Genomic DNA, 11734 nt, shown 5'->3' with positions numbered 1-11734 from the left:
AAATCGTTGCGGAAACAGTGGAATTTACATGGAACACATTTATTTTTGCTTGAACCAAGAACTAGGCAATTTTGAACAGGAACTTCTTACTCAAGCACCGAAGCAGGATGCACCGGACACTTCAACACTTGAACACAACGTGGAGGTAAAAGTGAAGTTCCAGTAAAACCCTTCTTGGGGTTTTTTCTTTTGTCTTGGGTATGATAAACTTAATTAAAATTTACCAGTTGAATGGGGGTGGTCATATGCCAACTAATAACAATATACCCAATAGATTAGCCAAGGAAAAGTCGCCGTATCTTTTACAACATCAATACAATCCGGTCAACTGGTTCCCTTGGTCAGATGAAGCTTTTGAAACGGCAAGCCGTGAAAATAAGCCAATCTTTTTATCTATCGGGTATAGCTAACGTGGGTTATCCTAAGAACTTGCCATTGGTGCCATGTCATGGCGCACGAATCCTTTGAGGATGAAGAGGTAGCTGCTCGGCTCAATGAAAACTACATCAGCATTAAGGTTGATAGGGAAGAGCGTCCCGATATTGATCATATTTATATGGCTGTATGTCAAGCTATGACCGGACAAGGCGGCTGGCCGCTCACGGTTTTTTTGACTCCTAATAAAAAGCCTTTCTTTGCCGGGACTTATTTTCCCAAAAGCCGCAAGTACGGCCGAACAGGGATTATGGAGCTTCTTGAGCAGATTACGGAAAAGTGGAACGAGGATCACGAGAAGATTCGGGAAATCGGGGATCAGGTGATTCAAGATACGACTAGTCGCCTATTGGAGAATAAGCAGGGCGGCAGTATCTCGGAAGGAACGCTGCAAAAGGCTTTTCAAATGTATGAGCGGATGTTTGATACGGAATACGGCGGATTTGGCAGCAAACCCAAATTTCCTACCTCGCATAACCTGTCCTTCCTGCTCAGGTATTACAAGAAAACAGGTGATGCCGAAGCTCTGGCTATGGTTGAAAAAACGCTGGAAGCGATGCATCAAGGCGGCATCTATGATCATATCGGTTTCGGTTTCTCCAGGTATTCGGTGGATGAGAAGTGGCTGGTTCCACATTTTGAGAAGATGCTGTATGACAATGCTCTGCTGGCAATGACCTATACCGAAGCATACCAGATTACTGGAAAAGTAAAATATGCAGAGGTCGCCGAGCAAATTTTCACTTATATTCTGAGGGATATGACCGACGAGGGCGGGGCTTTTTACTCGGCTGAGGATGCCGACTCGGATGGGGAAGAAGGCAAGTTCTACGTGTGGCAGCCGGATGAAGTCGTGAACCTATTGGGTGCCGAAGAAGGAGACCTCTACTGTGAGCTGTATGATATCACAGAGGAAGGGAATTTCGAGGGGCACAATATTCCGAATCTGATCGGAACGCAGCTTGAGGCGTTTGCTAAGCGCAAGCAGATTCCTCTGGAAGAGCTGAAGCAGCGGATCGAGGCTTCAAGGCAGAAGCTGTTCCTAGAGCGGGAGGATCGCATTCATCCGGGTAAGGATGACAAGATCCTTACGTCTTGGAACGGGCTGATGATCGCCGCGCTCTCGAAAGCAGCGCGAGCCATGGATAAGCCGCTGTATGCAGAGGCGGCTTCAAGAGCGGCGGACTTCCTGCTGCAGAATCTGCGCAGAGAAGACGGGCGCCTGCTGGCTCGCTACCGTGATGGCGAGGCCGCGTTCGCGGGCTATGTAGACGACTATGCTTTCCTCGTCTGGGGATTGATCGAGCTGTACGAAGCAACCTTCGAGCTTCGCTATCTTCGTGAAGCCGTCCAGTTGAACGAAGAGATGCTGCGGCTGTTCTGGGATGCAGACAAGGGCGGGCTGTTCTTCTACGGCAGCGACAGCGAGCAGCTGCTCACCCGCCCCAAAGAGATCTACGACGGCGCGATGCCGTCGGGCAATTCTGCAGCAGCCTTGAATCTGCTGCGCCTTGCAAAGCTGACCTACGACGCGAAGCTGTCGCAGAAGGCCGACGAACAGCTCCAGGCCTTCGCCGGAGCTGTCTCGAGCTACCCGCCGGGGCATGCGCTGTTCCTCGCCGCGATCGATTTCGCTTACAGCGGCAGCAGCGAAATCGTGATCGCCGGCGACCCGGCGCAGAGCGGGACGCAGCACATGCTCGGCATCGTGCAGCGGCGATTCCTGCCGAATGCGCTGCTCATTCTTCACCCGGCCGGTGCGGCCGGTGAAGAAGTCCGTGCGCTCATCCCGCTGGTGCAGGACAAAACACCGCTCGGCGGCCGTGCGACAGCGTACGTGTGCCAAAACTTCGCCTGTCAGGCACCGACAGACGACACAGAGGAGCTGGAAGACCAACTTGCAAGGGGATAAATGCAAGGAGGTGCCGAGGAGTTCGGGGTTTTAACGGTCTTGGTTGGTCTTGATCTTGATCTGATCTTGCTCTTGAAATTGATCTTGGCCTTGACTTTGACCTTGGTGTTTTCCTGAGAGAATATTTCGACAAGCGCATGAGCTATCATGCGCTTATTTAATTGGTTTGGTGGTTATAGGGAAATTTCTTGGTTTCGCAGCGGATCGGATCGGGGAGTACGTGAGCAGTAGAATGAAACATGCTCTGAAGCCAAAGCCGAGATGTATTACATACATCTAAATTCATCAAGCAGCTTATTTTTTGACATATAAAATGTAAAACCTACATCTAAAAACAGAAATTTCCAATTATTTTCTGCCTGCATCGGAAAATAGATGTAGGTTTTACATGCCACTTTTTCGAAATGAAGCATACCGCAATTCCAGTTGTACTTTCTGCACCTCAACAAATTTACAGATACTTTTTTGCTGCTTATTTGGTTTGGATGAAACAAGGGCTGTCTCTTCGTCGTTAGACTCGGAGCCAGCCCTTGGTATTTTACAATTCATTACTCGCTCACTGCATCTTCAGCCGCTTCTTCTTCAACGGCATCCTCGGATGCAGCAGTTTCATCGGCTGCCTCTTCGGAAACTGCAGTTTCATCAGCTGCTTCTTCGGCTACAGCTGCTTCTTCAGCGGCTTCCTCCGACACAGCATCTTCAGCTACAACTTCTTCAGAGGACTCTTCTGCGCCCTCAGCTTCGCTATCGTAAACTACTTCTTCTTCAGCGCTCAATATATTACACCTCCTTGCTATGATACGATATGTAACAATCATACTATGGTTTTATAGCTGAGACAAGTAGTCCATAGAGCGTTTTCATAGATTTAATCAAAGCTTAATTGAATTGTCGGTTCGTGGAATTGGGGCTTAGCTGCCCATGCTGCATGTCCTGATATTCACCAGGAGGCATGTGTAAATATTCCTTGAAAACATAGGAAAAATGCCTCATGCTGACATATCCGACCTACTCGAAAATATCGACAACTTTCTCGGCGGGCCTTGCTTTTAAAAACTTGGACGCTTGCTCCATACGGACACGGGTAAGGAATCTGTGATCATTTCCTTCATGGCTGCAATGCTCAGAATCAGATACAATTCGTACCCTTTTGGTTGTTGAGCTCGAAAATGCGTAAAACAAAAAAGAACCAGGAAGAGGTTAACCCTCGCCTGGTTCTTTTTTTTATTCTGCAATTTCGGCAACGATTTCTTCTTCCAATCGCAGCTCGATCTGATCGCGGAAAACACGCATCTCATACTGGTTGTACATATATTGTTCAATCGCTTCAAGCAAATTTCCCTGGACCAAAATTTGACTGCGTCCATTCGTAAAGACCTCTGCGGAAAAACCGGTATCCTCATCCCACATCAGCTCGACATTGACATCCGTAGGCTTGACTTGCTTTCGCTCAGCCATATTAAGACATACTGCGTTAATGACTTCTTGCTCGGACAAGTGCATAAGTTTAGTACCTCTTGTTATTAGTATCATTCAATTTTCTGCGATTGATGAAGTACATCACGATGTTTCGGATGACAACAAAGAGAAGAAAAATCGCGAACACATTGACCAATAATCCAAGAATATTACCGAAAGCCCCCATGCCTCCGAACATTCCGCCGAATAACATGCCTGCGATACCGCCGATCAATAACCCTTTCATCAAGCCGCCGCTGAAAAATCCAGGTTTTGGAGCTGCTGCACCAGTTGGACTGGCTGGTTGTTTTGGAGTAACATTGCTAGTAGGCGCTTTTTGAGTTGGCGAGAAGCTCTTGGTTCCAGATTTGTAAGAAGGTTTGGCATCTACCAGATTTGGTGCAGAAACTGAGAATAGTAACATACTTGCCATGATTAAGACGAGCATTTTTTTTAACATCATATGATCCCCTTCCGGAATTTGTTATAGTGGTCTTGAAGCTTTTCCGACCATTCCATACGTATTACTCTTTCATTAGTTTCAATTATTTATACAAAAGGTGGAGTCATCTTATGAATATGTACCCGCAGGCTTATCTGGACTATTTGATTTTTTTTCAAGCTGAGCGCGATTATTTCGAGTGTCATGAAGTATTGGAGGCGTATTGGAAGGAACATCCCGGTGACCCGCACAGTTTAGCTTTCGTTGGACTGATCCAGCTTGCGGTAGGTTTATATCACCAGCGAAGAGGTAATTTTGCGGGCGCAGTCAAAATGCTGCAAAGCTCATGGAATCACCTGAGTGAAGAGCATATCGAAGCACTTGGCATGCACCCAAAGACTCTAAAAGATAGTATCGCAGAGCGAATTAAGGCTTTAAATTCAGGAACTCCCGTCTATGAAGATATCGAGCTGCCCATCCAGGATCCAAGGCTGTTAGAGCAATGTCAGCAAGAAAGCCGACGGCTTGGCCTATTGTGGTCAGTACCTAGCGATATAAGCAATGAGCATTTGATTCATAAACACACACTGCGCGACCGATCGAAAGTTATAGAAGAGAGAGAAGTGCAAATTCGCAAGAGACAGCAGCAAAAAGGAGTATCCTCATGAAGGATTCATCCAAAATTATGGTGGTAGATGATGAACCGAATATCGCTGAGGTTGTGAGATTGTATTTGGAGCATTCGGGCTATGAGGCTGTTATTCTACATCGTGGACAAGATGTGATTGAGGTTGTTCGAACGCAGCAGCCGAGGCTGGTCGTGCTTGATATTATGCTTCCCGATGTCAATGGGTATGAAATTTGTGAAGGCATTCGCAAGCTGGATGGTCCTGCGGCCCAGACTCCTGTGATATTTCTTTCGGCGAAAGGAGAAGGGATCGATAAGCTTAGAGCCTTTAATCTGGGGAGCGACGATTATGTGGTAAAGCCCTTTGACCCCAATGAGCTGATGGCACGGATCAAAGCCGTCCTTCGCAGAGCGAGATTGACTGAACCCGACACAGCGGAGAAGCCCAAGCCACCCGCCAAAATGCTTTGCGCTGCCAACATTTGCGTAGATATGGAGCAGTTCAAGGTTACTGTAGACGGTAATCGGGTGGATTTGACGCTGAAGGAAATGGAGCTGCTCAATTTCTTCATTAAGCATGCCGGGCGAGTGTTTTCCAGGGAGGATCTGCTGGGTTATGTTTGGAACTTCGACTTTATCGGCGGAACAAGAACGGTGGACGCGCATGTCAAAAATCTTCGAAGAAAGCTCGGCGCACATCCGCAGTGGACTATCCAAACGCTTTGGGGCATCGGATACTCCCTCGAGGTGCATGACATATGATGAAAAAAAGAATATCGGATCTATTCCAAAGCTTGTATCTTAAAATCTTTTTGTCTTTTTTGGCGACGTGCGTGCTTTTTTTTGTCGGACTTGGCGTGTTCTGGAATTATTATTTTACGGATCTTTTTTACAAGGATAAAAAGGTGCTGCTGCAGTCTCGATACACGGAAGTCACCCGCTTGCTTAATTCGTTTCAAGATGGTTCCATTTCTACGAGAGAGCTGCGGATAACGGTTCGGCTTTTGGCAAGGAGCATCAATGGACAAATCCTATTAGTCGACAGCAAGGGTGCAGTCATGAATGGCTCTTCCAATTTGGAAGGTGCCGCACTTCCGCCATTTATGGACAGCTTGTTTGTTAACGGGGTGAAAGGCAAGTCCGGCTTCGAGATAGCTAAACCGGAGGGGGGAGCGAATCAGAAGAACAACATTTTCGCCTATTATGCCCCCTCTCAACTCAGCGGACAGCCGATTGTTGTGCTGCTCCAAGTTCCAGCAGGCGATATCAGCGAGACGATTGCAGCGGTGAGGATCAATATATTAGTGCCGCTGCTTTTCTCCTTGCTCGCAGTTGGCTTGATCTTGTTTATAATCTCCCGAATGCTGGCAAAGCCAATTCAGCAGATAAATAGAGCTGCCCTGGATCTGGCTAATGGCGACTTTTCCACGCGAGTGCCCGTGACTACGCATGATGAAGTGGGGCAGCTTGCATCCAGTTTTAATTTCATGGTGGATCAACTGGAGCATTGGGAAGGAACACGCCAAGAGTTCTTGGCGAATGTTTCCCATGAGCTCCGATCGCCGTTAACTACGCTGCGCGGATTCATTATTGCAATGAATGATCGCGTTATCCCGGAGGAGAAATACTCTCACTATTTGCAGCTGTGCGATTTTGAAGTGCAGAGACTGCAAAGACTGGTCAATGATCTCCTCGATCTGGCCAGAATTGAGAATAGCGCTGACAGCTTCCGACTGCAGCCTGTAAACCTGCTGGCCAAGCTGGAAGATGTGTTGGAGCTGCTGCGGAGCCCGATTGAGCAGCGGGGGCTTAGCTTGCAAATGATCGTTCCTTATCCCGGCCATGTGGCCATTTGGGCTTTACTCGACCCAGATCGATTCGCGCAAATTGTCCAGAATCTGGTCTACAATGCCATGCAATTCACTCCTGCGGGTGGTGAAATCACATTGGCTGTGGAAGCGAATGAGGAAGAAGTTCATCTTTATGTGCGGGATACCGGAGTGGGCATGCCTGCTGAAGAGCTGGCGCGAATATGGGACCGTTTTTACAAGGCGGACGAATCCAGAACGCTGCGAACGGATGGTGGATCCGGAACCGGACTGGGACTGACTATTGTGAAGCACCTGATCAGCGGGATGAATGGAACGATTGAAGTTCAAAGCCGGGTGGGAGAAGGCACCGAATTCCGCATTGTTTTCCCAAGAATCCAGCCATAAGCAATCAATTCACACTTATTTTACAACTTGAGCATACATTGTTCATGTTTAACCGTTATCCTGTCCACAGTGGGCAGGATTTTTTGTGTGCGCCTCACAGTCGCACAATCTAAGTGGTTCAAATCCACTCGGTAACTTTACCCTTTAAAGTGCCGCAGCCGAAGATAAGGTCCTACTCCAATAGGAGCAGGATTGGCAGGGTGTCTCTCGTGAGGGGGAATCCGAAGGGCCTGCAGGCAAAGTCCAGCCCGGAATGCGGTGAACCAGAGGTGGCGGCGTGTAGGGTGACCCGCCATGAAAACGGGGAAACTTATGCGAATAAGCATATCTTGCAGGAAAACAAATAAAGGGATATGACCTGCAAGGCTCATCGACGTGATTAGGGTCAGGATGGATGGAACAGAATGTGTAGATAACTGAGGGAAGTCTCGTAGTTTCCTTGACGTAAACGCGGACAAGGTAGGAGAGATATAACCTAGAGGGGAAAGTCGAACCGATGGGCTGCGAGATGGCGGATCGTCCCGTAGTAGCGAGTAAGTCCGAGCCGATGAAAGCTGGTAACAGTCTGGAGGATAAAACTCGGATGAGTATGCGCACGAGAAAAAAAACTACGACAGCAAGATTGACTAGCAGGAATTTCCAATCTTTTATCGAAAGTATAAAGGTCAGAATTTATTGTAGGAGATGACCTTAATGCTTGAGAAAAATAGATTGGGTGCTGCGCCCAGAGTTTACTTCAGACCTGAGTTTAAAAAATGTCCGCACTGTGAGTCAAAATTGCGGAGAACCCATACAGCATGGGAGAAAAAGATTGTCACAACAAACGGAATCATCCATGCATGGAGTATGGCTTATGCTTGCAAAAATCTAGATTGTACACATACAGGAGTTGCGTATAAATCTGCTGAAGCTGAGATGCTTAGCATGAAGCATTCCTCATATGGATATGATGTGCTTGCTCTCGTTGGAGAACTGCGCTTTAAGCAGCATCGAACAGTTAAAGAAGTTGCTGATGCGTTGAATGAACGAGGTATTCCAACGAGTGAAAGGCATGCTCAAAATTTGTACGAACGCTATCAGACGTTGCTTTCTGCGAGTTTGGATGATCATGTAAACAAAGTACTTGCAGAGACTACCGAACAAAATGGCGGCGTCATCTTATCGATGGATGGCGTTCAGCCTGAGAAAGGGAATGAAACTCTATATGTCCTACGCGAAGTATTCAGCGGCACGGTACTCGCTGCACAAAACATGAAGAGCGGAACGGCAGAAGAGCTGAAGACGCTCATTGAACCCATCATGGAGTTGGGCTATCCAATTGTAGGTATTGTAAGTGACGGGCAAAAATCCATTCGGCTGGCATTTGAGACCTTGTTACCGGATGTGCCTTACCAATACTGTCAGTACCATTATCTGAAGGACATAGCCAAACCCATTGTCGAAGCCGATCGTAAATTAAAAATGGAACTCAAAAAAAGCATGCGCGGGATTCGGGACATCGAACGAAAAATAGAACAGGCTGAGATCCAAGCATCCGAGACGGGGAAAACGGAACAGCCAGATTCGGAAACTGCTGAAATTACCGAAGCGCAGATTGCCAAGGGATATGTGGCAGCTGTCCGAGCCTTGCTCCTAGAAGACGGAGATCCACCATTGGAGCTTCCTGGATTAATGATTTATGAACGTGCACAAGCGATTCAGGCTTCTTTACAAAGATGCTTGAGTAAAAAAAGAGCCTAGTTTGCTTCAAAATATTATCAGAATATTCAGCAAAATAGATGAAATGAATCCTGTTTATGAAGCCGTATCGCGGCTAATGAAACCGATGGATTATATCGCCATTATCCTTACCCCTGGTGAAGATAAAACTAGCGAGACGGTTGAATGGGAGCTATCAATGTTACTGAATTGGGTAAAACAAACCTACACGCTTGAGAATGACGAACTCATGGTTAACAATTTACTCAACTTTTCCAAAGGGTTTTGGAGAGGTCTATTCACTTGTTATGATCATTATTACATTCCAAGAACAAATAATGACTTGGAGCAATTCTTTCGACAGACGAAGGCTAGTCACCGTCGAATTACAGGACTTCGTAACTGGAACAGCTACATCGTACGCAATGGTGAAATGATCGTATTGGTGAACGATGCGCTTCGTCAAGAGCATGTGATTTCACGACTGCGTTCCGTTTCCTTTAGTCGTTATAAAGCACGGAAAGCACAGTGGGACCAGCGTTTAACCTGTGTCATATTACGTAAAAAGTTTAATCGCAATACCGAAGGCTACCTCAACGACTTAGAGCATAAATGGAATTTATTGAACAGTTAGTTGATTATGCTGTCGTAGAAAAAAAACTCAGTCGCATAACCTGCTTCCACTTCAAAAGAGGGAAGACAGAGGCAAAGGGGACGTGCTTCGTCAAAGTCTGTGAGTTTGCGTGAGTGGGAGATCGTAAGTGCCTTAAACCAATGAGGGTAGCTCCAAGTGGGTGAGTCCCGCCAATGGCGAAAGAACGCCAACGGATAGAGGGCTACTGGCGACCTGAGTACACGGTGAACAAATAGGAGCGATTGACAAAGAGTCTAAAACGCATTTGTCACGCCGTGGAACAAGCAAGGAATCGATCATCTGTAGCGAGAACAAGACCGGCTTGGTGAGTAGCGGTAAAGGTGGTGAAACACCAATGAAACCGAAACGACGATATTACTCCCTGATCGATAAAGTGTACCAAATGGATAATCTGTACGAAGCATGGCTATCTGTAAAGAAGAATCAAGGAAGCGGCGGAATCGATGGCGTAAGCATTGCGATGTTCGAGAAAAACGTGAGCATAAACCTAAGGGAACTCCAAAGGTTACTGCAACAAGGGCGGTATAAACCCGACCCTGTGAAACGACATTTCATCAAGAAGGAAAATGGGAAGTTAAGACCGTTAGGGATACCCACAATCCGAGATCGCGTATGTCAGCAAGCGGTACGCCAAATCATTGAACCGATCTTCGAACAGGATTTTTACTATTATAGCTTTGGCTTTCGTACAGGATACTCGGCGCACCAAGCAGTGAATACGATTCGACGCGCGAAACGTGGCGGATACGAATATGCGGTTGACCTGGACATCATGTCTTTCTTCGATGAAATTCCACACGAATCACTGATGGAGAAAGTGCATGAGAGAATCACTGACGGAAAAGTGCTGACGCTCATTCGCGGATGGCTATCGGCGGGATTCATGGAAGGTGGCCAGTTCCATGAAACGGAAATCGGGTCTCCGCAGGGCGGGAATTTGTCGCCATTGCTTGCGAATTTGTACTTGAACCATTTCGACTGGGGGATGAAGAAGAAAGGTTTTGCTGTGGTAAGGTATGCAGACGATGCCGTTATTCTTTGCAAAACAAAGGAGCAAGCAGAAGAAGCGTATCTAGCGGCAAAGACCATTCTGGAAAAGGAATTACAGCTTCGAATGCACCCTGAGAAAACAAAAGTGGTGCATTTCGATGAAGGCTTTCGTTTCCTAGGATTCGACTTCTGGAAAGACTATCTGATGGTACCCGACACGAAAGTGAAGAAGTACAAGGATAAAATCCGGGAAGTCACCCGCAGACAACAAGCGAATAACTTTGGCGAAATGCTCAAGAAACTAAATGAAATCGCACGGGGTTTTGGTAACTATTTCGGCATAGGGAATGTAAAGAAAAAGTTTCAACGTTTGGATGAATGGACGCGTATGAGGGTTCGAGCCTTCATGCGTCAAAAGAAATCTACGGTTTCTAATTCGCTGATACCTAACAAAGTATTGGAATCGGCAGGAATGGTATTTCTAACAAGCTTACTCACCACACGTTCCTAATTCAGGAGTGAAATGTGCAATCCGGTGACGGATGAAGAGAGCTCACTCCTGAAGATGGGGAACTGACGAAGGAAAGCCGTGTGCGGGAAATCCGCATGCACGGTTTGACGGGGAGTCCGAGGGAGTAATCCCTCGTCTTACCCTACTGTTTCGGAGGTGGGAGGATGAAACACGGATGGTTCCGGGTGAGTATAAGCGGCATGATGATCTTGTCCTTGCTCACTGGATACGCCAGCTCAACTGAAATCAAACCAGCAGTTCAGCAAGCTGTCAATTCACCAGAGCCCGTCTCAACAGATGGGAGCCAACCGGTTGTGCAAAATCGTAAAGAACGGGAGATGGTGCTGCTTTTTCAGGCGCTTTTGCAAATGGACCGCAAGGAAGGACTTTCCATCAGCAATGAGCAGGCTGCAGCTTTGCTGCCTTTGATTCGAAACAGCAGGGATCAGGGCAATCTGACGGCCGATCAGCAGAAGCAGGCACTCGAATTTCTAAATGTAGATCAACAAGCGTTTTATAATGATTTGGCGATCAAAATGAAAGACAGCATGAATCGCGGGGCTGGCAAAAATTTCGATCATCTCACCCAGGAAGAACGAGACAAGCTGATCGAGCAATTTAAGAATAGACGTAATCATCCGCCTCCCGCTGCTAGCAGCAGAGGAGAAGGTGAGGGTCCGTCGGGGCAAGGCTTTGGAAAAAGTATGGAACAACAGCTTGTTGATTTGCTTGAATCGAAAGTGAAGCTATAAATAAGATAATGCTTACGAAGTCAGTTTTTGCTAAAGC

At 47.0% G+C, this 11734-nt stretch carries 12 protein-coding genes; 9 read left to right on the top strand and 3 right to left on the bottom strand.

Features of this window, described 5'->3' with window-relative positions; translation table 11 throughout:
- Window positions 1–245 precede the first annotated feature (245 nt).
- Together BLV33_RS06255 and BLV33_RS06250 are read left to right on the top strand one after the other, a co-directional pair.
- A complete protein-coding gene (locus BLV33_RS06255) occupies window positions 246–410 on the top strand; it encodes a DUF255 domain-containing protein (protein WP_090789282.1) in 165 nt (54 codons plus the stop codon).
- 38 nt (window positions 411–448) lie between these two features.
- On the top strand, window positions 449–2347 hold the full coding sequence (locus BLV33_RS06250) for a thioredoxin domain-containing protein (RefSeq protein ID WP_090789280.1): 1899 nt from the start codon (window positions 449–451) through the stop codon (window positions 2345–2347).
- 548 nt (window positions 2348–2895) lie between these two features.
- On the opposite strand, the gene BLV33_RS06240 is transcribed toward BLV33_RS06250, so the two are convergent.
- The 3 genes from BLV33_RS06240 to BLV33_RS06225 all read right to left on the bottom strand — a co-directional run bounded on the left by BLV33_RS06240 (window position 2896) and on the right by BLV33_RS06225 (window position 4265).
- Entirely contained in the window at window positions 2896–3123 is a 228-nt protein-coding gene (locus BLV33_RS06240; protein WP_090789276.1) for a hypothetical protein, read from the bottom strand.
- A 448-nt stretch (window positions 3124–3571) separates the two neighbouring features.
- Window positions 3572–3850, bottom strand: coding sequence for a YxcD family protein (locus BLV33_RS06230; protein WP_090789272.1), 279 nt, complete (start codon window positions 3848–3850; stop codon window positions 3572–3574).
- 4 nt (window positions 3851–3854) lie between these two features.
- Window positions 3855–4265: a hypothetical protein gene (locus BLV33_RS06225; protein WP_090789271.1), complete on the bottom strand. Its 411-nt coding sequence runs from the start codon at window positions 4263–4265 to the stop codon at window positions 3855–3857.
- 113 nt (window positions 4266–4378) lie between these two features.
- On the opposite strand from BLV33_RS06225, the gene BLV33_RS06220 reads away from it, so the two are divergent.
- The 7 genes from BLV33_RS06220 to BLV33_RS06185 all read left to right on the top strand — a co-directional run bounded on the left by BLV33_RS06220 (window position 4379) and on the right by BLV33_RS06185 (window position 11697).
- Window positions 4379–4915: a DUF309 domain-containing protein gene (locus BLV33_RS06220; protein WP_366414722.1), complete on the top strand. Its 537-nt coding sequence runs from the start codon at window positions 4379–4381 to the stop codon at window positions 4913–4915.
- Window positions 4912–5637, top strand: coding sequence for a response regulator transcription factor (locus BLV33_RS06215; RefSeq protein ID WP_090789269.1), 726 nt, complete (start codon window positions 4912–4914; stop codon window positions 5635–5637). Before BLV33_RS06220 ends, BLV33_RS06215 begins: the two co-directional genes overlap by 4 nt.
- Window positions 5634–7091: a sensor histidine kinase gene (locus BLV33_RS06210; RefSeq protein ID WP_090789267.1), complete on the top strand. Its 1458-nt coding sequence runs from the start codon at window positions 5634–5636 to the stop codon at window positions 7089–7091. The genes BLV33_RS06215 and BLV33_RS06210 overlap by 4 nt, the downstream gene beginning before the upstream one ends.
- A gap of 693 nt (window positions 7092–7784) precedes the next feature.
- The gene (locus tag BLV33_RS06200) at window positions 7785–8831 is read left to right on the top strand and encodes an ogr/Delta-like zinc finger family protein (protein ID WP_253186956.1); all 1047 of its coding nucleotides are present in this window, start codon (window positions 7785–7787) and stop codon (window positions 8829–8831) included.
- A 1-nt stretch (window position 8832) separates the two neighbouring features.
- Window positions 8833–9423, top strand: coding sequence for a hypothetical protein (locus BLV33_RS06195; RefSeq protein ID WP_090788281.1), 591 nt, complete (start codon window positions 8833–8835; stop codon window positions 9421–9423).
- A gap of 355 nt (window positions 9424–9778) precedes the next feature.
- Window positions 9779–10945, top strand: coding sequence for a group II intron reverse transcriptase/maturase (gene ltrA / locus BLV33_RS06190; RefSeq protein ID WP_090789263.1), 1167 nt, complete (start codon window positions 9779–9781; stop codon window positions 10943–10945).
- A gap of 164 nt (window positions 10946–11109) precedes the next feature.
- Window positions 11110–11697 carry a hypothetical protein gene (locus tag BLV33_RS06185; RefSeq protein ID WP_090789262.1) on the top strand — a complete coding sequence of 196 codons (588 nt, stop codon included), beginning with the start codon at window positions 11110–11112 and terminating at the stop codon, window positions 11695–11697.
- Window positions 11698–11734: the final 37 nt, after the last annotated feature.

The sequence above is a fragment of the Paenibacillus sp. GP183 genome, assembly GCF_900104695.1.
Taxonomy (GTDB): domain Bacteria; phylum Bacillota; class Bacilli; order Paenibacillales; family NBRC-103111; genus Paenibacillus_AI.
This window is presented reverse-complemented; position numbering and strand designations above follow the sequence as displayed.